This window comes from Streptomyces sp. NPDC001599, from assembly GCF_042893535.1.
GTDB lineage: Bacteria > Actinomycetota > Actinomycetes > Streptomycetales > Streptomycetaceae > Streptomyces.
Genome location: NZ_JBIAVA010000008.1, coordinates 97,550 through 120,455, shown reverse-complemented (window position 1 = coordinate 120,455; position 22,906 = coordinate 97,550). Strand labels below are relative to the sequence as shown.

22 protein-coding genes are annotated in these 22,906 nt (G+C 71.9%); 11 read left to right on the top strand and 11 right to left on the bottom strand.

The annotated features are described in order from the left end of the window. Positions 1-13 precede the first annotated feature (13 nt). The 4 genes from ACFYZ3_RS21325 to ACFYZ3_RS21310 all read left to right on the top strand — a co-directional run bounded on the left by ACFYZ3_RS21325 (position 14) and on the right by ACFYZ3_RS21310 (position 3,790). A complete protein-coding gene (locus tag ACFYZ3_RS21325; RefSeq protein WP_388519903.1) occupies positions 14-850 on the top strand; it encodes an IclR family transcriptional regulator in 837 nt (278 codons plus the stop codon). Then, entirely contained in the window at positions 847-1,908 is a 1,062-nt protein-coding gene (locus ACFYZ3_RS21320) for a serine hydrolase domain-containing protein (RefSeq protein WP_388519900.1), read from the top strand. The genes ACFYZ3_RS21325 and ACFYZ3_RS21320 overlap by 4 nt, the downstream gene beginning before the upstream one ends. A gap of 4 nt (positions 1,909-1,912) precedes the next feature. Beyond that, positions 1,913-2,446: an NUDIX hydrolase gene (locus ACFYZ3_RS21315; protein ID WP_388519897.1), complete on the top strand. Its 534-nt coding sequence runs from the start codon at positions 1,913-1,915 to the stop codon at positions 2,444-2,446. Between the two features lie 147 nt (positions 2,447-2,593). After that, entirely contained in the window at positions 2,594-3,790 is a 1,197-nt protein-coding gene (locus tag ACFYZ3_RS21310; protein ID WP_388519894.1) for a glycoside hydrolase family 64 protein, read from the top strand. A gap of 113 nt (positions 3,791-3,903) precedes the next feature. Here the strand turns inward: ACFYZ3_RS21310 and ACFYZ3_RS21305 are convergent, their stop codons facing one another. From ACFYZ3_RS21305 to ACFYZ3_RS21290, 4 genes are all read right to left on the bottom strand, one after another. Beyond that, positions 3,904-5,343 carry a GH1 family beta-glucosidase gene (locus ACFYZ3_RS21305; RefSeq protein ID WP_388519891.1) on the bottom strand — a complete coding sequence of 480 codons (1,440 nt, stop codon included), beginning with the start codon at positions 5,341-5,343 and terminating at the stop codon, positions 3,904-3,906. A gap of 42 nt (positions 5,344-5,385) precedes the next feature. After that, the gene (locus ACFYZ3_RS21300) at positions 5,386-6,309 is read right to left on the bottom strand and encodes a carbohydrate ABC transporter permease (protein ID WP_115745857.1); all 924 of its coding nucleotides are present in this window, start codon (positions 6,307-6,309) and stop codon (positions 5,386-5,388) included. A 12-nt stretch (positions 6,310-6,321) separates the two neighbouring features. Beyond that, on the bottom strand, positions 6,322-7,317 hold the full coding sequence (locus tag ACFYZ3_RS21295) for a sugar ABC transporter permease (protein WP_361009039.1): 996 nt from the start codon (positions 7,315-7,317) through the stop codon (positions 6,322-6,324). Between the two features lie 104 nt (positions 7,318-7,421). Next, on the bottom strand, positions 7,422-8,732 hold the full coding sequence (locus ACFYZ3_RS21290) for an ABC transporter substrate-binding protein (RefSeq protein ID WP_388519886.1): 1,311 nt from the start codon (positions 8,730-8,732) through the stop codon (positions 7,422-7,424). 337 nt (positions 8,733-9,069) lie between these two features. Between ACFYZ3_RS21290 and ACFYZ3_RS21285 the strand changes: the two genes are divergently transcribed. Further along, on the top strand, positions 9,070-10,083 hold the full coding sequence (locus ACFYZ3_RS21285) for a LacI family DNA-binding transcriptional regulator (protein ID WP_115745854.1): 1,014 nt from the start codon (positions 9,070-9,072) through the stop codon (positions 10,081-10,083). Between the two features lie 352 nt (positions 10,084-10,435). Continuing rightward, the gene (locus tag ACFYZ3_RS21280; RefSeq protein WP_388519882.1) at positions 10,436-11,284 is read left to right on the top strand and encodes a class I SAM-dependent methyltransferase; all 849 of its coding nucleotides are present in this window, start codon (positions 10,436-10,438) and stop codon (positions 11,282-11,284) included. 30 nt (positions 11,285-11,314) lie between these two features. Here the strand turns inward: ACFYZ3_RS21280 and ACFYZ3_RS21275 are convergent, their stop codons facing one another. Further along, complete coding sequence (locus ACFYZ3_RS21275) at positions 11,315-12,277, bottom strand: zinc-binding dehydrogenase (RefSeq protein WP_388519879.1); 963 nt, start codon at positions 12,275-12,277, stop codon at positions 11,315-11,317. A 101-nt stretch (positions 12,278-12,378) separates the two neighbouring features. Here ACFYZ3_RS21275 and ACFYZ3_RS21270 point away from each other — a divergent pair, with 101 nt between their 5' ends. From ACFYZ3_RS21270 to ACFYZ3_RS21255, 4 genes are all read left to right on the top strand, one after another. Beyond that, positions 12,379-12,996 carry a TetR/AcrR family transcriptional regulator gene (locus ACFYZ3_RS21270; protein ID WP_388519876.1) on the top strand — a complete coding sequence of 206 codons (618 nt, stop codon included), beginning with the start codon at positions 12,379-12,381 and terminating at the stop codon, positions 12,994-12,996. 65 nt (positions 12,997-13,061) lie between these two features. Next, positions 13,062-13,265 (top strand): hypothetical protein, encoded by a 204-nt coding sequence (locus tag ACFYZ3_RS21265; RefSeq protein WP_115745852.1) that lies wholly within the window; start codon positions 13,062-13,064, stop codon positions 13,263-13,265. Between the two features lie 205 nt (positions 13,266-13,470). Further along, entirely contained in the window at positions 13,471-14,289 is an 819-nt protein-coding gene (locus ACFYZ3_RS21260; protein ID WP_388519873.1) for a glycerophosphodiester phosphodiesterase, read from the top strand. Between the two features lie 125 nt (positions 14,290-14,414). Then, a complete protein-coding gene (locus tag ACFYZ3_RS21255) occupies positions 14,415-14,759 on the top strand; it encodes a hypothetical protein (protein ID WP_388519870.1) in 345 nt (114 codons plus the stop codon). On the opposite strand, the gene ACFYZ3_RS21250 is transcribed toward ACFYZ3_RS21255, so the two are convergent. The 6 genes from ACFYZ3_RS21250 to ACFYZ3_RS21225 form a co-directional block, all read right to left on the bottom strand. Further along, positions 14,734-15,723 carry a formylglycine-generating enzyme family protein gene (locus ACFYZ3_RS21250; protein WP_388519867.1) on the bottom strand — a complete coding sequence of 330 codons (990 nt, stop codon included), beginning with the start codon at positions 15,721-15,723 and terminating at the stop codon, positions 14,734-14,736. The two genes, ACFYZ3_RS21255 and ACFYZ3_RS21250, sit on opposite strands and share 26 nt — an antisense overlap. A 32-nt stretch (positions 15,724-15,755) precedes the next feature. Further along, a complete protein-coding gene (locus ACFYZ3_RS21245; RefSeq protein ID WP_388520563.1) occupies positions 15,756-17,234 on the bottom strand; it encodes a sulfatase-like hydrolase/transferase in 1,479 nt (492 codons plus the stop codon). Between the two features lie 71 nt (positions 17,235-17,305). Next, the gene (locus ACFYZ3_RS21240; RefSeq protein WP_388519864.1) at positions 17,306-18,307 is read right to left on the bottom strand and encodes an aliphatic sulfonate ABC transporter substrate-binding protein; all 1,002 of its coding nucleotides are present in this window, start codon (positions 18,305-18,307) and stop codon (positions 17,306-17,308) included. Between the two features lie 20 nt (positions 18,308-18,327). After that, positions 18,328-19,140, bottom strand: coding sequence for an ABC transporter ATP-binding protein (locus ACFYZ3_RS21235; RefSeq protein WP_388519861.1), 813 nt, complete (start codon positions 19,138-19,140; stop codon positions 18,328-18,330). Beyond that, complete coding sequence (locus ACFYZ3_RS21230) at positions 19,137-20,048, bottom strand: ABC transporter permease (protein WP_388519859.1); 912 nt, start codon at positions 20,046-20,048, stop codon at positions 19,137-19,139. Before ACFYZ3_RS21230 ends, ACFYZ3_RS21235 begins: the two co-directional genes overlap by 4 nt. Next, positions 20,035-21,300, bottom strand: coding sequence for an ROK family transcriptional regulator (locus ACFYZ3_RS21225; protein WP_388519857.1), 1,266 nt, complete (start codon positions 21,298-21,300; stop codon positions 20,035-20,037). The genes ACFYZ3_RS21230 and ACFYZ3_RS21225 overlap by 14 nt, the downstream gene beginning before the upstream one ends. Positions 21,301-21,536: 236 nt before the next feature. Here ACFYZ3_RS21225 and ACFYZ3_RS21220 point away from each other — a divergent pair, with 236 nt between their 5' ends. Beyond that, positions 21,537-22,895, top strand: coding sequence for a family 43 glycosylhydrolase (locus ACFYZ3_RS21220; protein WP_388519855.1), 1,359 nt, complete (start codon positions 21,537-21,539; stop codon positions 22,893-22,895). Positions 22,896-22,906: the final 11 nt, after the last annotated feature.

Sequence of the window (22,906 nt, the reverse complement as noted above, 5' to 3'; positions counted from 1 at the left end):
TAAGCTAAGCGACATGGTGAAAGCGGTCAACACCCGGTCGGTCGACCAGGAACTCGTGAAGGGCCCCGTCGACAAGGCGATGGAGGTGCTCGATGCGCTCGTCCAGCCCGGTGGCCCCCACCGGCTGGGAGAGATCGCGCGCCGCACAGGACTGACCAAGCCGACCGTCCACCGGCACCTGCGGACCATGGCGGAGTACGGCTTCGCCGAGCCCGCCGAGGGCGGCAGCTACCGTCCGGGGCCCCGGCTGCTGGGTCTGGCGGCGGCGGCCCTGGGCGACAGCCGGGTGCTGGAACTGACCAGGCCCGTCCTCGCCGACCTGCGCCGGCGCACCGGCCACGTCGCGTTCTACGCGGTGCGCCACGCCTCGGACGCCGTGTACCTGGAGCAGTCGGAGCCGGCCCGCGAGTACCGCATGGGCACCCGGCCCGGCCACCGGTCGCCGCTCCACACCTGCGGCGTGGGGCTCGCCATCCTCTCCGCGCTGCCCGCCGAGGAGACCGAGGCGGTCCTGGACGCGCCGGACCTGGAGGCGCGCACGCCGAGCACCCCCACCGACCCCGCCGCGCTGCGGGCGGTGCTCGCGCGGGCGGCGCTGTGCGGCTACGCCGTGGACGACGAGTACGACGAGCCGGACGTGCGGTCGGTGGCGGCTCCCGTGCTGGACGCGGAGGGCCGGACCGTGGGTGCCCTCGGCATCGCCGGGCTGACCTTCACCCTCGACCCCGGCAGCCTGGAGGTGTTCGGACCGATGGTGCGGGCCGCCGCGCGCACGGTGTCCGCCGGGCTCGGCGCGCGCACCCCCGTACTCGGCGTGGTGGACGCGACCGGTGGCGGTGAGGAGGCATGAGCGCCCTGGGCGAACTCCTCGCCGAGGGGCGGGAGCAGCGCGTCTACTCCGGCGCCGCCTGGTCCGTCGGAGGTCCGGAGGGACCACTGGACCGGGGCTGGACCGGCACCTGCAGCTGGGGCGGACCGCCGCTGGACGGCGACGACGTGTGGGACCTCGCCTCGGTCACCAAGCCGATCGCCGGGCTCGTGGTCCTGGCGCTCGTCGAACGCGGCGCGCTCGGCCTCGACGACACCGTGGGCGCGTACCTCCCGGACTACCGGGGCGGCGACAAGGCGGAGCTGACCGTACGTCAACTGCTCACGCACACCTCGGGGATACCGGGGCAGGTACCGCTGTACCGCGACCACTCCACCCGCGTGGCGCTGCTGGAGGCGGTGCGTCTGCTGCCGTTGACCGCGGCGCCGGGTACCCGCGTCCAGTACTCCTCGCAGGGCTTCATCGTCCTCGGCCTGATCGCCGAGGCGGCGGCCGGGGAGCCCCTGGCCGCGCTGGTGGAGCGGCTGGTGTGCGCGCCGCTCGGCCTGCGCGACACCGTCTTCCGGCCGGACGCGGGACGCCGGGCGCGGGCGGTGGCCACCGAGGACTGCCCCTGGCGCGGCCGCCGGGTGGTGGGCGAGGTCCACGACGAGAACGCGGTGGTGCTCGGCGGGGCCGGCGGGCACGCGGGCCTGTTCTCCACCCTCGCGGACATGGAACGGCTGGGCGCCGCCCTCGCCGCCGGCGGCCGGGACCTGCTGCGGCCCGGCACCTTCGCCCTGATGACGGCCGCCCACACGGACCATTTGGCGCTGCGGCGCGCTCTGGCCTGGCAGGGCCGCGACCCGGTCGGCTCCCCCGCGGGGGAGGTGTTCGGCCCGGACTCGTACGGCCACACGGGCTTCACCGGCACCAGCCTCTGGATCGACCCGGCCACGCGACGGTACGCCGTGCTGCTCACCAACCGGGTGCACCCGACGAGGACGGGCGACGGCATCGTCGCCCTGCGCCGCGCGTTCCACGACGCGGCCGCCGTGCTGCCCCCGGTGGCCGCCGGGAGCCGGCACGGTGTGGAATGAGCCGGTGAACGCTTCCGCCCCGGGCGCCGAGCGCCCCGAACGCGCCCGCCCCGCCGCCCAGAGCCTCACCGGTGTCGGCCTCGCCGTCCTCGATCCCGCCGGACGGGTGCTGCTGGGACTCGGTCACGACGGACGCTGGGAACTGCCCGGCGGCAAGGTCGACGCGGGCGAGGACTTCGAGACGGCCGCCGCCCGGGAGCTGGCGGAGGAGACCGGGCTCGTCGCGGCCCCCGCGGAGGTGCGGGTGCTGGCCGTGCTCGTCGACGGTGCGGGCGGGCTGACCCGGGTGACGGCGGCGGCCGTCACCGAACGGGCGGCCGGTGCGCCCCGGGTCACCGAGCCCGACAAGATCGAGCGCTGGGAGTGGTTCGCCCGCGAGTCGGTGCCGTCGGCGCTCTTCCCGCCGTCCGCCTCGGTCCTGGACTGCCTGTGGCCCGAAGCGGAGCGGCGGGGAGCGGCAGGAGTCCGGCACTATGCGGTGGCCAGTCCCGTCGTGCAGGGCGGCACGAGCCCGGACGGGTGCGGCGCGCCGCGATAGGTGCCGCCGCGGAGGCGGAAGCGGCCCCGCGTTCCGACTCGCGTACTTCCACCGCGCGCATTGACATGAACGCGCCCCGGCGCAACGCTGAGAGCGCTCTCAGAATCGGTACGGACCAATTCCCCCACACCCGCACGGAGGTGGAGAGTGCTCTCCCGACTCAGACACCGTCTGCTCGCCGTGGCCGCGGCCGCAGGCCTGACCGGCGCCCTGCTCTCGTTCGGCGCCGCACCGCCCGCGGACGCCGCGGTGCCCGCCACCATCCCCCTGAAGATCACCAACAACTCCGCCCGTGGCGACGCCGTCCACATCTACAACCTGGGCACCTCGCTGACGACCGGTCAGCAGGGCTGGGCGGACGAGAACGGCACCTTCCACGCCTGGCCCGCCGGCGGCAATCCCCCCACTCCCGCACCGGACGCGTCCATCCCCGGACCGGCCGCGGGACAGACCAAGACCATCCGGATCCCGAAGCTGTCCGGACGCATCTACTTCTCCTACGGCCAGAAGCTGGACTTCCGGCTCACCACGGGCGGCCTGGTCCAGCCCGCCGTCCAGAACCCCAGCGACCCCAACCGCAACATCCTCTTCAACTGGTCCGAGTACACGCTCAACGACGGCGGGCTGTGGCTGAACAGCACCCAGGTCGACATGTTCTCCGCGCCCTACTCCGTCGGCGTGCAGCGCGCCGACGGCGGCGTGAGCAGCGCCGGGCAGCTCAAGTCCGGTGGCTACCGCGGGGTGTTCGACGCGCTGCGGGCCCAGCCTGGCTGGGGCGGCCTGATCCAGACCCGGCCCGACGGCACCGTGCTGCGGGCGCTGGCGCCGCTGTACGGCGTGGAGACCGGGGCGCTGCCCGCGTCGGTCATGGACGACTACATCAACCGCGTGTGGCAGAAGTACGCGACGGCCACGCTCACCGTCACGCCCTTCGGCGACCGTCCGGACACCAAGTACTTCGGGCGCGTCTCGGGCAACGTCATGAACTTCACCAACACCTCCGGCGCGGTCGTCACCAGCTTCCAGAAGCCGGACGCCTCCAGCGTCTTCGGCTGCCACCGGCTCCTGGACGCGCCCAACGACCAGGTGCGCGGGCCGATCTCGCGCACGCTGTGCGCCGGCTTCAACCGCTCGACGCTGCTGAGCAACCCCAACCAGCCCGACCCCTCGGCGGCGGACTTCTACCGGGACTCGGTGACCAACCACTACGCCCGGATCATCCACGAGCGCATGGCCGACGGGAAGGCGTACGCGTTCGCCTTCGACGACGTCGGCAACCACGAGTCACTGGTGCACGACGGCAACCCGGCCGAGGCCAGGCTCACGCTCGCCCCGCTCGACTGAGCCGGCGGCGGGCACGTGTCCGCCCCCGTCCTCGGCCGGTGCGGTGGAGGACGGGGGCGGACCAGTGGTGCGGCACCCGGCGGGGCGGGCGGTCGGGTACCGCACCGGCCCGGTCAGGCGCCGGGCAGTACGCCGGTGCGGGCGACCTCGGAGTACCAGCGGGCGCTCGCCTTGGGGATGCGGGTGCCGGTCGGGTAGTCGACGTAGACGGCACCGAAGCGCTTGCTGTAGCCGTGGGCCCACTCGAAGTTGTCCAGCAGGGACCACAGGAAGTAGCCGCGCACGTCCGCGCCGTCCAGGATGGCCTGGTGGACGGCGGCCAGGTGACCGCGGACGTAGGCGATCCGGGCGGGGTCGTTGACCTGCCCCTCGGGGTCGGCGTAGTCGTCGAAGGCGGCACCGTTCTCGGTGATGACCAGCGGCAGCCTCGGGAAGTCGACGGACAGCCGGCCCAGCAGGTCGTACAGGCCGGTGGGGTCGACGGCCCAGCCCATGGCGGTGGTCTCGCCGGGCGGCTGGTGGAAGGCGACCCGGTCGGCTCCCGGCCAGGGGCTGTGGGAGCTGTTGCCGTGCCCGTCGGAGGTGTGGGCGCCGCTGCCGTCGGTCTCCGAGACGACGGTGGGCGTGTAGTAGTTGACGCCGAGGAAGTCCAGCGGCTGGTGGGCCTGGCGCAGGTCGCCGTCCTGCACGAAGGCCCAGTCGGTCAGCTCGGCGGTGTCCTTCAGCAGGTCCTCCGGGTAGGCCCCGTTCAGCATCGGGCCGGTGAAGACCCGGTTGGCCAGGGCGTCGATCCGGCGGGCCGCGTCCGCGTCGCCCTCACTGCCGGTGAGCGGGCGGACGTGGTGGATGTTGAGGGTGACGGAGACCTGGGCGTCGGCACGGACCCGCTCGCGCAGCGCCTGGACGGCCAGGCCGTGCGCCAGGTTGAGATGGTGGGCGGCGCGCAGCGCGGCGACCGGGTCGGTGCGGCCGGGGGCGTGCACGCCGGAGCCGTAGCCGAGGAAGGAGCTGCACCAGGGCTCGTTGAGGGTGGTCCAGGTCTTCACCCGGTCGCCGAGGGCGTCTGCGGCCAGGGCCGCGTACTCGGCGAACCGCTCGGCCGTGGCGCGCTCGGGCCAGCCGCCGGCGTCCTCCAGTTCCTGGGGCAGGTCCCAGTGGTAGAGGGTGGCGACGGGCTGGATGCCCTTCTCCAGCAGTTCGTCCACCAGGCGCCGGTAGAAGTCCAGGCCCTTCTGCACGGCGGGGCCGCGGCCGGTGGGCTGGATCCGGGGCCAGGCGAGGGAGAAGCGGTAGGCGTCCAGGCCGAGTTCGGCCATGAGGGCGACGTCCTCGCTCCGCCGGTGGTAGTGGTCGGTGGCGATGTCACCGGTGTCGCCGTTGCGGACCCGGCCGGGGGTCCGGGCGTAGGTGTCCCAGATGGACGGCGTGCGGCCGTCCTCCGCGGCGGCCCCCTCGATCTGGTAGGAGGCGGTCGCCGAGCCCCAGAGGAAGCCCTTGGGGAAGGTGCGGGCGGCGTCCGGGGCGGAGGCGGTCTGGTGTGCTGCGGTGACCACGTAAATCCTTTCAGGTGGGGGTGCTTGGGGGGGCGGGGCGGGTCAGCCCTTGACGGCGCCCGCCATGATGCCGCTGACGATCTGGCGGCCGAAGACGATGAACATCGCCAGCAGCGGCAGCGTGCCGAGCAGCGCGCCGGCCATGATGAGCGACTGGTCGCGGACGTAGCCCGCGCTGAGCTGGGTGAGCGCGACGGGCACCGTCGGGTTGGTCATGTCGAGGACCACGAACGGCCAGAAGAAGTCGTTCCAGGCGTGCACGAACGTGATCATGAACAGGACGGCCATCGCGGGCCGCGCGATGGGCAGCACGATGCTGAAGAAGATCCGCAGCGAGTGCGCCCCGTCCACGCGCCCGGCCTCGACGAGCTCGTCCGGCAGCGCCTCCGTCAGGTACTGCCGCATGAAGAACACGCCGACCGCGCTCACCAGCGTCGGGAAGATGACGGCGGGCAGCTGCTGCGACCAGCCGAGGTCGGCCATCATCATGAACAGCGGTACGACGGCGAGCTGCGGCGGCACCATCATGGTGCCGATCACCAGCATGAGCAGGGCGTTGCGCCCCTTGAAGCGCAGCTTGGCGAAGGCGAACCCGGCGAGGGTGGCGAACAGCACCGTGGACAGGGCGATCACCCCGGCCACGATGAGGCTGTTGACCATGGCCTTGCCCATCGCCGCCTCGTCCCAGGCCCGGGCGAGGTTGCTGAACAGGTTCGGGCCCGGCAGGAACGGGGGCGGCGTCTGGCTGACCCGGGTGTTGTCGGTGGACGCGGCCACCATCGTCCAGTACAGCGGGAAGATCGACAGGATCGCCATGATGGCGAGCAGTACGTAGGCGAGGGGGCCGGCGTGGTGCTGGCGGCCGGCGCGCTGACGCAGCAGCCGGCGGCCGCCGCGGCCCTTCTCCTTCACGGCGGGGGTCCGGGCCGGGGCGTCGGTCCGGGCCGGGAGACTTTGGGTGGTCATGACGACTCCAGGTCAGGACGTTCGGGAGCGCAGGCGCTTGATGACGCGCTGCACGACGAAGACGAGGACCAGCAGCATGAACATCGCCCAGGCGACGGTCGCCGAGCGGCCCATCTGGTAGTTCTTCCAGCCCTCCTCGTACAGCAGCAGGCCCAGCGTCTGGTACTGGTTGTCCGCGCCGCCGGTGACACCGTTGGGCCCCTGGCCGAAGATCAGCGGCTCGCCGAAGAGCTGGGTGGCGCCGATCGTGGAGAGCACGATGGTGAAGACGATGGTGGAGCGGATCCCGGGAATGGTGACGTGGATGAACTGCTTCCACCGCGAGGCGCCGTCGAGGGAGGCCGCCTCGTAGCGGTCGGCGGGGATGGCCTGCATCGCGGCCAGGTAGAGCAGCGCGTTGTAGCCGGTCCAGCGCCAGATGACGATGGTGGAGATCGCGACCTGGGCGGGCCACTTGTCGGCCTCCCAGTCCACCGGGTCGATCCCGACCGAGCCGAGCGCCCAGTTGATCATGCCGAAGTCGCGCTCGAAGATCATGGTGAAGACGAGGGCGGCCGCGGCGACCGAGGTGGCGTACGGCACCAGGGAGGCGACCCGGAAGAACAGCGAGGCGCGCATCCGGTAGTTGAGCAGGTGCGCCATGCCGAGCGCCATCATCAACTGCGGCACCGTGGAGATGACGCCGATGGTGATCGTGTTCTGCACCGCGTTCCAGAACCGCGAGTCGCCCCACAGCTCGACGTAGTTGTCGAACGCCACCCACTCCATGACATCGAGGGTGGCCAGCTCCACGTCGTGCAGGGAGATCCACGAGGTGTAGATCAGCGGGTAGAAGCTGAACGCGGCGAAGATGATGAAGAACGGCGCGACGAACGCGTACGGGGCGCCCTTGATGTCGAGCCGGTGCCAGAGCGCGCCGCGCCGCCGGGCGGTGCCCTCGCCGCCCGGGCGGGGAGAGGGCCGCGGAGGCTCGTCCCCGGCCAGGGCCTTGGTGGTGGAGGTGGCCACCGGACTTCCTTCCTGAGTGCGGTTGGGTGAGCCGGGCGCCGGGCCCGCCGGCCAGGACCTGGTCCTGGACGCGGGCGGGCCCGGTCGGCCTCGGGAGCGGAGAGTCAGCCGACCGCCTTCTCGATGCGCTCCCCGGTGGTCGTCCACGCCTCGTCACGCTTGGCGTCGCCCTGCTCGATCAGGGCCAGGCCCTGGGAGAAGGTGTCCTTGATCGTGCCGTCCTTGCGGCCGAGGACCTGCTTGTCCGGGATCTCCTGGGCGGCGGCGCCGAAGATCTGGCCGATCGGGGCGCCGCTGAAGTACTCGGACTTGGCGTTCTTCACCTCGGGGCTGTCCAGCGCCGTGCGGGAGGAGGGGATGTTGCCGATCTCCTTGAAGATGTGCGCCTGCTGCTCGGGCGCGGTCAGCCAGGCGACGAGCTTCTTGGCCTCCTCCTTCACCGGGCTCTGCTCGACCACACCGAGGAAGGAGCCGCCCCAGTTCGCGCCCTTGGGGGCCTTGGCGACGTCCCACTTGCCCTTGTTCGCGTCGCCGGCCTTCTCACTGATGTGGCTGAGCATCCACGCCGGGCACACCGCGGTGGCGAAGGTGCCGTTGGCCAGGCCCGGGTCCCAACCCGGCTGGAACTGACGGAGCTTGGCGGTCAGACCGTCCTCCGCGGCGTCGGCGGAGAGGTTCCACGCCTCCTTGACGGCCGGGTTCTTGTCGTAGATCAGCTCGCCCTGGTCGTCGTAGTACTGCTCGGGGTAGCCGTAGACCATGGCGTTGAACAGGCCGCTGGCCGCGTCCATGTAGGCCACGTCCCCGCCCTTGAAGTCCTTCTTGAAGGTGCGGCCGACCTCGACGTACTTGTTCCAGTCGCCCGCCCACAGCTTGGCGACCTCTTCGCGGTCGGTGGGCAGGCCCGCCTTCTCGAAGTAGTCCTTGCGATAGCAGACGGCCATCGGGCCGATGTCGGTGCCCAGCCCCAGCACCTTGCCGTCCTTGGTGCTGATCTGGGACTCCTTCCACGGCAGGAAGTGGTCGGTGCCCGGCACGTCGGAGAAGTCCGCGAACTTGTCCGCCTGGGTCTCGGTGATCTCCTTGGCCCGGCCGATCTCGATGCCCTGGATGTCCTTCAGGCCCTTGCCCGCGGCGAGCCTGGTCTGCAGGGCGGTGTAGTAGGTCTGCTCGTCACCGGCTATCTCGGCCTTGATGTCGACATTGGGGTTCTCCTTCTCGTACTGCTCGAGAAGGCCGGTCTCCTTGATGCCCATCACCCCGTACATGCCCATGGTGATGGTGACCTTGCCGTCCTTCTTGCCACCACCGGTGGCCGAGTCGTCGCCGCTGCTGCAGCCGACGACGAGCGCGAGCGCGCCGACGGCCGCGGCCGTCGCCACCGCCTTTCTGCGCAACGAACCGAGAGTGCCCATGGATCTCCTCCTAGCGACGGCGCTGACACATCGGAGTGACGAGTTCTGCGATGACTACTGCGATGGCTACAGCGGCTACAGCGATGAAAGACAGCGGCTCGAACACGGGATGGGAACGTGCCCAATTTTGGTGGGCACGTTCCCACCGGCGCATCGAAGACTCGTGGGAGCAGGGCCTGTCTGTCAATAACTTGAAAGCAACTTGTCGCAACCGGTTCCGCGTCGCGTTCGCCTCCCGGAGGCCGGGGGGTGCTCCGCCGACCGTGGCGTCTGTCAGAATTGCCGCAGGTCACCTCCGCGGCAGGCAGCGCCGCCGCGGCCGCCGAGGGGGGAGTGCATGACCGGCAACCGCCGTCCAACGATCAAAACGGTCGCCGCCCGGGCCGGCGTGGGCCGCACCACGGTCTCCCGTGTCGTCAACGGCTCGGAGCTGGTCAGCGCCGATGCCCGGGAGAGGGTGCTTGCGGCGATCAAAGAACTGAACTACGTTCCCAACTCGGTCGCCCGCGGCCTGGTCACCAACCGCACCAACGCCGTGGCCCTGGTGATCCCGGAGTCGGAGAGCCGGCTCGGCTCGGAGCCGTTCTTCGCCGCGCTCATCCGCGGGGTCAGCGGCGCCCTGGCCGAGAGCCGCACCCAGTTGCAGCTGATGCTCGTCCGCGACCAGGCGGAGCGGGACCAGTTGACCGCGTCGGTCGCGACCCGCCGGGTGGACGGTGTGCTGCTGGTCTCGGTGCACTCCGAGGACCGACTGCCCGGCATGCTCGAGGAGATGGGCCTGCCCACGGTGCTCGCCGGCCGCCGCGACGCGGGCGAGCGACTGAGTTACGTCAACTCCGACAACGCCGGCGGGGCCGCCGCCGCGGTGCGGCATCTGCTGGGCGGCGGACGGCGCAGGGTCGCCACCATCACCGGGCCGCTGGACATGGACGTCGGCCGCAGCAGGCTCGCCGGCTGGCGCGCCGCGCACCTGGAGGCGGAGGTGCCCGCGGAGGAACTCCTCGTCGAGGCGGGTGACTTCACCGAGGAGGGCGGCGCGAGCGCCATGCGTTTGCTTCTTGAACGCGTCCCGGACCTGGACGCCGTCTTCGCCGCGTCCGACCTCATGGCGGTCGGCGCCCTGGCCGAACTGCGCCGGCAGAAGCGGCAGGTGCCCGGGGACGTCGCCGTCGTCGGCTTCGAGGACTCAGTGCTGGCCCGCCACACCAACCCGCCGCTGACGACGGTGCGTCAACCGGTGGAGGAGCTGGGGCGCACCATGGCCCGCATCCTCACCGACATCACGCAGCACGGTGCGCCGCGGCAGCAGATGACGCTGCCGACGGAGCTGGTGGTGCGCGAGTCGTCGTAGGCACGGGCACCCACCGCGGGACCGCGCCGGGGCCGCCGGGCGGCCGCGGAACGGGGGTGCCGGGCGGCCGCGGAACGGGGGTGCCGGGCGGCCGCGGAACGGGGGTGCCGCCGGCGACACTCACCAGTGGTGGCCGGCGCGCTCGGCGTAGACGCGCGCCTCCCCCCGGATCGGCTCGCCGCCCGGCAGACCGGTCCACCGGGACCGATGCCGCCCATGGTGTCGGCCGGCACTGACCGCCGACCGGCGTCGAGCGACCGGCCCGCGGCCGTTCGTCCGGGCCGCCGTTCCAGCCCTGCGCGGTGGGACCACGGGTGCCGGGCGGACACGTGCGGGACCGAGGAGGTGGCGGGTGGTCACGGGGGCCGGACGGGAGTGGGACGAGACGCTGTTCTCCGGTACCGCCGCTTTCTGCCGGCGCGGGAGACTCCCGTACGCCCCCGGCCTGGCGGGCCTGCTCACCGGGGTGCTGGACCTGGACGGGCGTGGCCGGCTGATCGATGTGGGGTGCGGTCCGGGGACGGTCGCCCTGCGTCTGGCCGGCCTCTTCGACGAGGTGGTCGGGGTGGACCCGGACGCGGAGATGCTCGCCGAGGCGGCGCGTGAGGCCGCGGAGCGGGAGGTGACCGGGAAGGTGCGGTGGGTGCGGGCGCGGGCCGAGGAACTGCCCGCGGGTCTCGGTGAGTTCACCGTCGCGACCTTTGCCCAGTCGTTCCACTGGATGGACCGCGAACGGGTGGCGGCGGCCGTCCGGGGCATGCTCCGGCCGGGTGGCGCGCTGGTGCATGTCTCGGACCTCGAGGGAGAGAGCCGGGCCACCGACGGACTGCCCCACCCCCCGGTCCCGCACGCGGCGATCGACGCGCTCGTCAGGCGGTATCTGGGACCGGTCCGCCGGGCCGGCCGGGGACTGCTGCCGCACGGGACGCCGGCCGGTGAGGCCGCGGTGCCGGCCGGGGCGGGGTTCGTCGGCCCCCACCGGCACGTCGTGCCCGGTGGACAGGCGATGGTGCGCACGGGGGACGACGTCGTCGCAGGGGTGTTCTCCATGTCGTTCTCGGCCCCGCACCTGTTCGGCGCCCGGCTCGCCGAATTCGAGGCGGATCTGCGCCGACTGCTGAGGGAGGTCTCGCCGTCGGGGCGCTTCTCCGTGCGCCTGCCCGGCACCGAGGTGTTCGTGTGGCCGCGCGGGGCGGACTGAGTGAGCCTGCCGGGCGCGGCCTGCGGGGGACTACGGGGTCAGCACGATGCGCCCGAAGACCTCGCCCGCGTCCATCTTCCGGTGCGCCGAGGCCGCCTGGTCCAGGGGCAGCACCTCGTGCACGACGGTCTCGATCTCCCCCCGGCTCGCGGCGGCGAACTGATCGGCCCGCACGGCCCGCAGGCCGGCTTCCGGGACGGTGGCGGCACTGAAGGTGGCGAACGACATCGACTTCTGGAAGGACGCCATCAGATGCGTGCCGAAATCCGCGGGCGGCTGCCCCGCGACGGCGCCGACGACCACCATCCTGCCGTTCGGCGCGAGCCTGGTGAAGAAGGCGGGCAGGCCGGGTCCGGCGACGATGTCCACGATGACGTCGAAGGCTCGGGGAACGTCCGCGCCGCCCTCGCCCAAGCGGTCCAGGACATGGGTCGCGCCCAGCCCGCGCAGCCGCTCGCCGCGGGCGGCCGACGACGTGGTGACCGCCACCGCGGCGGCACCGGCGCGTGCCGCGAGCTGGACCGTCATGATGCCGATGCTGCCGGCCGCGCCGCGCACCAGCACGCTCTCGCCGGCGGTGAAGCGGGCGTGGGCGAGCCCGAAGTGCGCCACCACGCCGGCACTGCCGAGCGTCACCGCGTCCGGTGCGGACAACCCCGCGGGGAGGGGAAGGAGGTCGTCGGCCGGGGCGGTCGCCTGCTCGGCGTAGCCTCCTCCCACGCCGGTCTGCGCCCACACGCGCCGGCCGGTCCAGGCGGCGTCGACGCCCGCGCCGACCGCCGTCACGGTGCCCACCACCTCGCCTCCGGGCACATGGCCCTCCTGGAATCCGTAGGCGGCGAGCGCGCCGCTGCGGATGGCGACGTCGGCACCGCTCACGCCGATCGCCTCGGTCGCGACCAGTACCTGTCCCGCGGCGGGCGCGGGGGCGGGCAGGTCGACGACCTCCAGCCCTTCGGGGCCGCCGAACGTCCGGATCGCCACTGCCTTCATTTTCGCCACTCCCTGCTCGCCGAGGCCGTGCCCCTACGCACTGAGGCCCTGCGTGTCGGACGTTAACGGACGCCGCCGTCCACTTCGCTAAAGTGAGAGTGGTGACCGATCATTTGCCTCACCCGCTGCGCTCGGACGCCCGGGACAACCGCGAGCGCATCCTCGACGCGGCCCGCGCGCTGTTCGCCGCCGAGGGACTGCAGGTGCCGATGCGGGAGGTCGCCCGGCGGGCCGGCGTCGGGCCCGCCACCCTGTACCGGCGCTTCCCCACCAAGCAGGAGCTGGTCACCGAGGCGTTCACGGAGCAGCTGCGGGCGTGCCGCACGATCGTCGACGAGGGCCTGGCCCACCCGGACCCCTGGGCCGGCTTCTGCCTCGTCGTCGAGAAGACCTGCGAGCTGCACGCGCGGCACCTCGGCTTCACCGAGGCGTTCATGGCGGCCTACCCGGAGGCAATGGACTTCGCCGCCGCCCGCGCGTACTCGCTGAGGTCCGCCGGTGAACTGGCCCGTCGGGCCAAGGAGGCCGGCGGTCTGCGCCCCGATTTCGTCCTGGACGACCTGATGCTGATGATCATGGCGAACCGGGGCATCCACGCCCTGTCGACGGCCGCCCGCGTCGCGGCCTCCCGGCGCTTCGCCGCGCTGGTGATCCAGGCGTTCCGCGCCTCTCCCGAGCACGATCCGCTGCCGCCGGTGCCGCGGTTGGCGCCCGTGTGAACCCGACTGGCCCAGTTCGCGGCCGGCGAGCGTTTCCCCCCGGGCCTCCGTTCGTTGGGACGGACATGATCAAGAAGCTCGCCTGTGTCTCCGTCATGGCCACCGCTCTGCTGGTCTCCGCTCCGCTCGCCGAGGCGGCCCCCGTGCCCGGCCCGTCCGCCGGTGTCCCGGGTGGTCCGCTCCTGGACGGTCTCCTCGGTTCGCTGGAGGTGGGGCATCCGGCCACCTCTCCGCAGTCGCTCCTCCCCCAGGGCATCCTCGGCAGGTGAAACGCACGGGGCGGGAGGGGGCGGTTGCGTACTATCGCCCCCTCCGCCTCCGATGACCGGTTCGGCGCTCCGCTCCACCGGCCCCTTCCGGGCCCGCCAGACCGCGGCAGGCTTCCCGTAACCGGCGTCCGGGAGTCTCCAGGCAGTCAATCGAACGCGGGAGGCTCCAGTGAAGTGTGCGAGCAAGAGGCGTGCCGGTGCGGTCGTGGCCGTGCTCAGTGGTCTGGCACTGGCGGCGACCTCGACGACCGCCCAGGCCGCGACCGGCCCCGACGTCATCGCCCACCGCGGCTCCTCGGGCATGGCGCCCGAGAACACCGCGGCCGCCGTCGATCTCGCCGTGCGCCAGCGCGCCGACTTCGTCGAGATCGACGTCCAGCGCACCAAGGACGGCAGACTCGTCAACTTCCACGACTGCACCATGGAACGCACCACCGACGTCGAGGACCTCTACCCCGACCGTCCCCGCTACCGCGTCTCCGACTTCACCTGGAACGAACTGAGCCGTCTCGACGCCGGCTCCTGGTTCGACGACGACTACGCGGGCGAGCGGCTCATCACCGTCGACGAGGTCGTCCGGCACATCCAGCACACCCGCACCGGGCTGCTCGCCGAGATCAGCCCCTGCGACCAGTACGGCACCACCGTCGCCACCGACCTGGCCGACGCGCTGCGCGGCAGGACCGGCTACGTCCGCAAGGCCCTCGCCCGCCACCGACTCGCCGTCCAGTCCTTCCAGACCGACGACGCCCGCGCCTTCCACACCGTCCTGCCCCACGTCCCCATCGGCATCCTCGACGCCGACCGCCCCACCGACACCGAACTGACCGAACTCAGCCAGTGGGCCGACCAGATCAATCCCCAGCACACCGTCACCGACCAGGCCCTCGTCGACCGCGTCCACCGGCTCGGCATGGACATCAACGTCTGGACCGTCGACGAGCCCGGCGCCATCCGCACCATGGCCGCCCTCGGCGTCGACGGCATCATCACCGACTACCCCCAGACCCTCACCCGGCGGTAGCGGGGCACGGGAAACCGGCGCTTTGACACCCATCGCCATCGGGCGTTGACTGTCGGTACGGCGCAGCGCCATGCCGCTCCGGGGAATCCGGTGATCCAAGCAACCCAGGAAAGCGGCATACGACGATGTACGACCAGACACGCGCACAACAGCCCTCGGACCAGGACCAGCGCCGCAGCGAGCGCCGTCCGGCGGCACCGGAGGCGCTCCTGCCGCCGGCGGAACGGGACGCGGTCCTGGACCGTCTCCGCAAGGCCATCAACACCTTCGCCGACGCCCCGCACGAGGCGCTGGAGGAGGCGGAGGGCGCCTTCGACGACGCCGCGGCCCATCTCGCGAGCGCCCTCGCTGAGCGGCGTCGTGCGCTGCGCGAGAGGTGGCGGGAGCAGGACCCCGAGGCGCATGCCGAGGAACTCCGGCTCGCCCTGCGGCAGTACCGGGAGATCACGCAGCGGTTGATCCGCGCCTGACGTCCGCGTCGTTGGCGCAGCGGAAGCCGAGGTTGCCGGACGAGGAGTCCGGGGTGTTGGCGGAGCGGGCGGCGACCCGGTAGCGGTTGCAGTAGGAGTCGTGGCACAGGTAGGAGCCGCCGCGCAGGACCCGTGCCGTCCCGGCTCCGGGGCCGTGCGGGTCCGCGGCGGGCGAGTCGGCGTAGTAGGTGGGCGAGAACCAGTCGGAGCACCATTCCCACACGTTGCCCGCGGTGTTCCACAGGCCGTGGCCGTTGGGCCGGTAGGACTTGACCGGCGCGGTGGTCAGGTGACCGTCCTCGGCGGTGTTGACGTGGGGGAACCGGCCCTGCCAGATGTTGCAGCGCCACCGGCCGCCCGGGGTCAGCTCGTCGCCCCAGGCGTAGCGGCGGCCGGCCAGTCCCCCGCGGGCTGCGTACTCCCATTCGGCCTCGGTGGGCAGTCGCTTGCCGGCCCACCGTGCGTAGGCGGCGGCGTCGTTCCAGGAGACGTGGACGACCGGATGGTTCGGCCGGCCGGTGATGTCGGAGCGGGCCCCCTCGGGGCGGCGCCAGTGCGCGCCCCGCACGTTGATCCACCAGGGGGCGCCGGCGGCGTTGCCGAGAACGTCGGCGTCCGGGGCGGCGACGACCAGGTGGAAGACCGCCGAGGAGCCGAAGCGTTCGGCGTCGGTCACGTGGCCGGTGGCCTTGACGAAGGCGGCGAACCGGGCGTTGGTGACGGCCGTCTCGTCGATGTGGAAGGGCCGCAGGAGCACCGTGTGCACGGGTGTCTCGCCGTCGGCCGGATATCCCTCCCCGAAGGCGTCCCCCATCGCGAACTCACCGCCCGGCAGGCGCACCTGCCCGCGGGTCGAGCGCGGGCGGGCGGCGTGCCCCGGCTCCGCGGTGACCGCGGGGGACGGGGCGGCCACGGCGACGGGGGCCGTCGCGGGGGCGCAGCACGGGCGGTCAGTACGGGTCATGGGTCCTCGAATCGATCGCGTGCGTGCGCCTGCTAGGCCTTGTACGTGGACTCGTCGAGCCCGCTCAGGGTCGGGTCGTGGCCCACCTCGCCGACGTCGTACATCGATGTCATCCAGTGGTAGAAGTTGTCACCGCGTTCGCGCAGGACGTCGTAGAGCCGGCGCATCATGCGGCCGCGGACCTCCGCCTGCTCCGGGTGGGCGTAGACGTTCTGCAGCTCGTCCGGGTCGGTGTGCAGGTCGTACAGCTCGTTGACGGAGTCGGGGTTGACGACGAGCTTGTACCGGTCCTCGCGCAGCATGCGCTGCGGGTAGGGGAAGTGGTGGCCGTGGAACTCGCAGACGATGTCCTCGTCCCACTCCACCGTCTCGCCCCGCACCAGGGGCAGCAGGCTGCGCGAGTCGACGGCGGGTTTCGGGTCGAGGCCCGCCAGTTCGAGGATGGTGGCGGTGCAGTCGAGGAGGCTGACGAACTCGTCGCGCACCTGGCCGCCGGGTGCGCCCGGGACGCGGAGCAGGCCGGGTGTGCGGTAGATGTCCTCGTACATCGCGGGGCCCTTGTCGTGCAGCCGGTGCGAGCCGGTGAACTCCCCGTGGTCGCAGGTGAAGAACACCGCCGTGTCGTCCACGAGGCCGAGCCGTTCCATGGCCGCCATGACGCGGCCGATCTGCCGGTCGATGAGGGCCACGTAGCCCCAGTAGACGGCGATGAGCTTGCGGGTGGTCTCGATGGGCATCGTGTCGAAGGTCCAGTGCGCGCTGTAGTTGCGCTGGACCGGCGGTTTGCCCTCGAAGGTCTCGGACACCGACCGGGGCAGTTCCACGTCCGCCGGGTCGACCAGGTCGAAGTACTCGTCCGGGAGGATGTAGGGCAGGTGCGGTCCGAAGAAGTGCAGGGCCAGGAAGAAGGGCCGGTCGCGGTCGTGGGCGTCGGCGGCGTAGCGTTCCAGCCGCTCGATGGCGCGGGTGGCCAGGTAGTGCTCGAAGGTGGCCTCGACCGGCTGGTGCAGCCGGGCGGCGAGCAGGTTCCCTGGGCCGCCGTTCGGGAGGGTGCCGCGGACCCGGTCGCTGATCTCGTACGGCGGCAGTCCGCGTTCGTCGAGGTAGGCGAGGTAGTCCGGGTGGTCGACGGGATTGTGCCAGCCGGGCAGTTCGGGGCCGTCGAAGCCGTAGTCGGCCGCGGTGCGGCGGTTTCCGGCGTGCCACTTGCCGAACAGGCCGCAGTTGTAGCCGTGTTCGCGCAGCGCCCGGGAGAAGGCGAACTGGTCCTCGGCGAGGTCCTCGAGGTAGCCGACGTTGCGTTCGTGGTTGGCGAGGAGCTTGTGCCGGAAGGGTGCCTGGCCGGTCAGCAGGCTGGCGCGGGCCGGGGTGCAGATGGCGGTGGGGGTGTACCAGCGGTCGAAGCGGGTTCCGGTGGCGGCCAGATCGTCGAGGGCGGGGGTGTGGGCCAGCGGGTTGCCGTAGGCGCCGAGGGTGTCGGTGCGGTGCTGGTCGGTCATGAGGAAGAGGATGTTCTTCCGGGACGCCCCGGACTGCGCCCCGGACTGCGCGCCGGTCCCCGCGCCGGGCTCGTTCGCTCGCGTCACTTGCCCGCTCCCGTGAAGAGGTCGCCGGTGTAGTACGTCTTCGGGTCGACGGGCTTCTTGAGTTTGCCGGCGTTGACGAAGTAGTCGTTCATGCCCTCGAGCCACTTGACGACGGTGCCGTCCCGGGTCAGCTTGTCCAGCTCCTCCACGCTGAGCACCTTGTTGTTCGCGGCGTCCGCCTTCACCTGGTCGACGGGGATCTTCAGCTTGTCGGCGGTCAGCTCGATCGCCTCGTCGGTGTGCTCGGAGCGGAAGGTCATGGCCTCCCGCAGTACGGCGAGGACCTTCTTGGTCTTCTCCGGCTGGTCGGCCACCACCTTGTTGCCCGCGACGAACGCCGTGGGGAAGGAGACGTCCTTCTCGAAGTCGCCGTTCTTGGCGAGTTCGACCAGGTCGGGGACCTGCTTCTTGATCGTCGCCGCGGCCGGGTACCAGAAGCCGGCGCCGTCGACCTGGTGGGAGGAGAAGGCGGAGACGATGGTGGACGGGTCCATGGGGACGACCTTGAGGTCGTCCTTGGTCATCCCGGCCTTCTCCAGGGCGAGGGAGAGGATCATGTCACCGGAGGTGCCCTCGGGCACGGCGACGGTCTTGCCCTTGAGCTGCTGCATCGAGGTGATGCCCGGCTGGGCGAGGACCCGGTCGGAGTTGCCGAGGGTGTTGACGGCGACGACCTTGGCCTGCCCGGAGGCGGGGAGCCACATGGCGCCGGGGCCTATGTAGCCGAAGTCGAGGTTGTCGGTGCCCAGGGCCTGGATCTGGAGCGGCCCGTTGGTGAAGACCTTGGCGTCGGCCGACAGCCCGTGCTTCTTCCACAGGCCCTTGGCCTCGGCGATGGCGATCAGGCTGGCGCCGTTGAAGTCGTTGATGTAGCCGAAGCGCACGGTGTCCGACGAGCCGCCGGAGGACGAGCCGCCGCCGCACGCGGCGAGCAGCGCCATGGCGGCCGCGCCGGCGAGGGTGGTGGTGAGGCTTTGGCGGGTGAGGACGGGTGACATGGCGGGGAGCACCTTCCGGGTCATGACGTCGGGGAGTGGGAACCGGAAAGGGCGGCGGTGCGGCCTTCCTGGTGGTAGACGGAGTGCCAGACTCGGTTGCGCAGCGCGGCGAACTCGGGGCTGAGCCGGAAGGCCTCGTCGCGCTCGATGGCGGGGTCGACGTCGACGACGTCGTAGACGCGCCCGGGACGGGCGGCCATCACGACGACGCGGTTGGCCAGGAACACGGCCTCGTCGACGTCGTGGGTGATGAACAGGACCGTGCGCTTGTCCTGGCTCCAGGTCTTCAGGAGCTGTTCCTGGAGCTTGACCCGGGTGAGCGCGTCGAGAGCGCCGAAGGGTTCGTCCATCAGCAGGATCGAGGGGTCGACGGCGTAGGCGCGGGCGATGGCGCAGCGCTGGCGCATGCCGCCCGAGAGGGTCTTGGGGAGCGCGTCGGCGAAGCGTTCCAGGCCGACCAGTTCGATGAAGTGGTCGGCCCTGGCGCGGCGTTCACGCTTGGGCACGCCCGTGGTCCGGAGGCCGAACTCGACGTTCTGGCGTACGGTCAGCCAGGGGAAGAGGGCGTACTGCTGGAAGATGACGCCGCGCTCGGGTCCGGGCCCCGAGACGGGTGCTCCGTCCACCAGGGCTCGGCCGGAGGTGGGTGTCTCCAGCCCGGCGAGGATGTTCATCAGGGTGCTCTTGCCGCAGCCCGAGGGGCCGACGACGGTGACGAACTCGTGGTTCGCGATGTCGAGGCTTACGTCGTCCAGGGCGGTGAAGGCCTCCCGGCCCAGAGAGAAGGTCTTGGTGACGTGCTGGACGGAGATCTTGGCGGGGGTGCTGGTCATCGGCGTTCCTGCCATCGGGTGAGCCGGCGTTCGGCGAGAAGGAGGACGCGGTCCATGAGGAGACCGAGGATCCCGATCGAGATGAGCCCGACGAAGATGGTCGGGAGGTCGTAGTAGAGCTGGGCGTTCTGCATGCGGTAGCCGAGGCCCTCCTGGGCGGCGATCAGCTCCGCGGCGACCAGGGTGGCCCAGGCCGAGCCGAGGCCGACCCGCATGCCGACGAGGATGAAGGGCGTGGACGCCGGCACCACCACGCGGGCGAAGATCGTGGCGTCGCCCGCGCCGAGGACCCGGGCGGCGTTGATCAGGGTGCGGTCGACGTTCACCACGCCCTGGAAGGTGGAGATCACGCAGGCCAGGAACGCGGCGAGGAAGATGACGAAGATCTTCGGCGTCTCGTCGATGCCCATGGCGACGACGGCCAGCGGGATGATCGCCAGCGGCGGGATGGTGCGGAAGAACTGGATCCAGGGCTCGATCAGTCCGCGCAGGATGCCGTACCAGCCCATCAGGAAGCCCACCGGGACGGCCACGGCCGTGCCCAGGGCGAAGCCGATGAGGACCCGGGTCAGGCTGGCGAGGGCGTCGTCGGCGAGCGTCCCGTCGCTGATCAGGGTGGCGGCTCGGTCGACCACCTCCGGCGGTGTCGGCAGCTTGAATCCGGCGGACGCGAGGGCCCACCAGAGGGCGATGCCGAGTGCGACGGACACGGCGTTCAGAACGAGGGGCAGCCCGCGCCCGCCGGAACGGGAGCGCTCCGGCGCGGGCTTGGCTGCTTCCGCCGTGGTGTCGGGCGCCGCGGCGCCTCCCGCCGTGGTGTCGCCCGCTTCGGCCTCGGGCGAGGGCCCGGGCCCCTTCTCGGGCCGCGGGTGCCGCTGGTCGGCACTCCGCTTGTCAAGGACGGACATGGGCGGCTCCTTCGGTGGCGGAGTGGGGTGCATCGGAACGGCCCTTCACGTCGGCGGTTTCGGGATACCTCGCCAGGAGGGGTGAGCTGTGGAAGACCGCGGCGAGCGCGCCGATGGCGCCGTCGTCGTCGGAGAGGCGGGCCGCGGCGACGGCGGGTCCCGCCGACGCGGTCGGGAAGATCTCGGCGGCGAGGGTGGCGGCGACCTGTTCCACGAGGACGGGCGCCAGCCGGGTGATCTCGCCGCCGATGACCACCTTCGCCGGGTTCAGCATCATGGTCGCGGCGCCGACCACCCGGCCCAGCGCCCCCGCGGCCTCCCGCAGTACCCGGTCCACGACGGGGTGGGCGCGGCGCACGGCGGCGGCGAGGTCGTCGAGGTTCTCCAGGCGCAGGCCGAACTCCCAGCAGGCGGCGAGGATTCCGGGCACCGAGGCCACGGTCTCCAGACAGCCCCGCTTGCCGCAGCGACAGGGGCGGCCCGCCGGTTCCACGGTCACGTGCCCCAGCTCGCCTGCCAGCCCGGACGAACCCGTCACCAGCTGGCCCCCGACGACGAGTCCGCCGCCGACGCCGTCCGACAGGCGTACGTACACCAGGTCGGCGACGCTGTCGGCGCCGCTGATCGCCTCGGCGAGGGCGGCCAGCCGGGTGTTGTTGTCGACGATGACCGGTGCGTCGAAGCGTTCGGCGAAGGCCACGTCGACGCCCTCGGGTGCCGGGCGCAGCACGGTGGTGCCCGCGGTGGCACGCGGCCAGGCCGCCCCCTCCGGGGCCGGGTAGGGACCGGGTACGCCGATGCCGATGCCCTGAAGCGCCCCGTAGTGGACCCCCGCCTCGCCGCTGAGCCGGTCGACCAGTTCCAGGGCCAGTTCCGTGCGGGTCGCCCAGGTCGCGGTGTCCTCGTACCGGACGGAGCCGGAGACCATGATCTCGTGCGAGGCGTCGGCGACGACGACGTGGACGCGCCGGTGTCCGAAGTCGACGCCCATGAACTGCGCCGACGCCGGGTCGAGCGCCAGGCGTTCGGCGGGCCGCCCGCTGCCCTCGCGGCGGGAGGCGTCGGTGTCGACGACGACGATGGCACCGCGTTGCAGGAGGTTGCCGGTGATCTCGGACAGGGTGGTGCGGGACAGGCCCACGACCCGGGCGATCTCGCCGCGGCTCATGGCGCCGTTCTCCTGCAGCGCACGCATGACGCGCTCTTCGTGGGTCCGCCTGACCAGTGCGTGCACTCCGCTGGGCATCTGCATGCCGGTCAAGGTAGGGAGGCTCGATTATTCCGTCAACACTCCGACAGAAAGACGCAATGAAGTGTTCACAATGCCAGGTGGGCAGCGCCCCGCGCCCACGGGCCCGAGTGGATTATTCGTCCGCCCTGTTGACGTAAATGTGCGGGCGTTCGCATGCTGTGCGCCATGCCCCCGTCATGCGGCCGGTGTGCCGCGCCTCGGTTCCCGGACGGGGACGACGAAGGAGAACCCGACTGATGACCGATGCCGAGCACGGACTCCCCCGACGATCCCTGCTGGCCGGCGCCGCCGGTGCGGGAGCGGCCTTCGCCCTGCCCGCGAGCGCCGCACAGGCGGCCCCCGCGGCGGCGCCCACGGCCTCCCCGCGGGCCGGGGCGGAGCGGCGGTACCCGCGCAACTGGCCGGACCCCGAGCCGTACGGGGCCGCGGACACCCGGGCCGACCTGTGGCCGCGCGGGGACAACTCGTTCGTCCTCCCGCTTCAGCTGCGCCCTCGCGACGAGGAGCGCGGCACCGTCTGGATGCGCGACACCTACGTCAACTGCTTCGTGGTCGACGGCCGCCCGCTGTACGTCGCCACGGGCACCACCCGGGTGCCCGGGCTCGAAGCCGCCGGCCCCTGGAACGACGGCATCTTCGTGTGGCTGGCCCCCTCCCTCAAGGGCCCGTGGCGGCTGGCCGACACCACCGGCATCCGGCCCGGAGCCGAGCGCGGCAAGGTGTGGTCGCCCGAGTTCGCCGGGGAGAACCGCCCCGGCCGCACGGTCGTCGCGCCCTGGCAGGAGTACTGGCACGACGAGCAGTTCGGCAAGCGCGGCCAGGCCTGGGCGCCGGAGCTGCACTACTTCCGTGACACCTGGTACCTCGTCGCGTGCATGGGCGACCACTCCCGCAAGGTCGGCTCGTTCATGCTGGTGAGCGAGGGCGGCGTCGAGGGCCCGTACCGGCTGATCGAGGGCAACCTGGACAAGCCCTTCGGCGACTCGTTCATCGGGGGTCCGAAGTTCATCGAGCCCGGCGCCTACCACCACATCGACGGCGGCCTCTTCTCCGAGGGCGACGACGCGTGGCTCGTGCTGCACAACGACCTGTACGCGAGGTTCCGGGACGACATGGAGGACATCGTCACGACGACGGACCTGCCCCGGTTCCAGCAGACGCCCTACTCCCCCGAGCCGTACCTCGAAGGCGCCTACGTGTTCAAGTACCGGGGCAGGTACCACCTCGTCCACGCTGCCTGGGACCGTACGTCCGTCAACGCCGACGGCACCGTCCGCCAGGCCTACGACGTGCCCGCAGCGGGGCGCGTGCAGTACCAGTACGACGCGATCGTCGCCGTGGCCGACCGGTTCGAGGGGCCGTACTCGAAGCGGTACACCGCGGGTGTCGGCGCCGGTCACAACAACTTCTTCGTCGATCACCGGGGCGGCCTGTGGGCGACGTACTTCCTGAACCCGGCCGCCGGCTACTGGTCGGGGGCCTCGCGCGTCGCCAAGTCCGCGGTGCCCGGTGTCGTACGGCTGGAGTGGACCGGTCCGGCGGACGGCCGGCTGTACGTGAAGCGGGGGTCCGAGGGACACGGCGCCGGGCACTGAGCGGCGGTCCC

What these genes read in the sequence shown, in the direction of transcription:
- ACFYZ3_RS21290 (WP_388519886.1), bottom strand. Translation starts at nt 8,732, where the DNA reads ATGGGCACTCTCGGTTCGTTGCGCAGAAAGGCGGTGGCGACGGCCGCG.
- ACFYZ3_RS21320 (WP_388519900.1), top strand. Translation starts at nt 847, where the DNA reads ATGAGCGCCCTGGGCGAACTCCTCGCCGAGGGGCGGGAGCAGCGCGTC.
- ACFYZ3_RS21275 (WP_388519879.1), bottom strand. Translation starts at nt 12,277, where the DNA reads ATGAAGGCAGTGGCGATCCGGACGTTCGGCGGCCCCGAAGGGCTGGAG.
- ACFYZ3_RS21250 (WP_388519867.1), bottom strand. Translation starts at nt 15,723, where the DNA reads ATGACCCGTACTGACCGCCCGTGCTGCGCCCCCGCGACGGCCCCCGTC.
- ACFYZ3_RS21265 (WP_115745852.1), top strand. Translation starts at nt 13,062, where the DNA reads ATGATCAAGAAGCTCGCCTGTGTCTCCGTCATGGCCACCGCTCTGCTG.
- ACFYZ3_RS21230 (WP_388519859.1), bottom strand. Translation starts at nt 20,048, where the DNA reads ATGTCCGTCCTTGACAAGCGGAGTGCCGACCAGCGGCACCCGCGGCCC.
- ACFYZ3_RS21235 (WP_388519861.1), bottom strand. Translation starts at nt 19,140, where the DNA reads ATGACCAGCACCCCCGCCAAGATCTCCGTCCAGCACGTCACCAAGACC.
- ACFYZ3_RS21220 (WP_388519855.1), top strand. Translation starts at nt 21,537, where the DNA reads ATGACCGATGCCGAGCACGGACTCCCCCGACGATCCCTGCTGGCCGGC.
- ACFYZ3_RS21255 (WP_388519870.1), top strand. Translation starts at nt 14,415, where the DNA reads ATGTACGACCAGACACGCGCACAACAGCCCTCGGACCAGGACCAGCGC.
- ACFYZ3_RS21240 (WP_388519864.1), bottom strand. Translation starts at nt 18,307, where the DNA reads ATGTCACCCGTCCTCACCCGCCAAAGCCTCACCACCACCCTCGCCGGC.
- ACFYZ3_RS21225 (WP_388519857.1), bottom strand. Translation starts at nt 21,300, where the DNA reads ATGCAGATGCCCAGCGGAGTGCACGCACTGGTCAGGCGGACCCACGAA.
- ACFYZ3_RS21285 (WP_115745854.1), top strand. Translation starts at nt 9,070, where the DNA reads ATGACCGGCAACCGCCGTCCAACGATCAAAACGGTCGCCGCCCGGGCC.
- ACFYZ3_RS21300 (WP_115745857.1), bottom strand. Translation starts at nt 6,309, where the DNA reads ATGACCACCCAAAGTCTCCCGGCCCGGACCGACGCCCCGGCCCGGACC.
- ACFYZ3_RS21325 (WP_388519903.1), top strand. Translation starts at nt 14, where the DNA reads ATGGTGAAAGCGGTCAACACCCGGTCGGTCGACCAGGAACTCGTGAAG.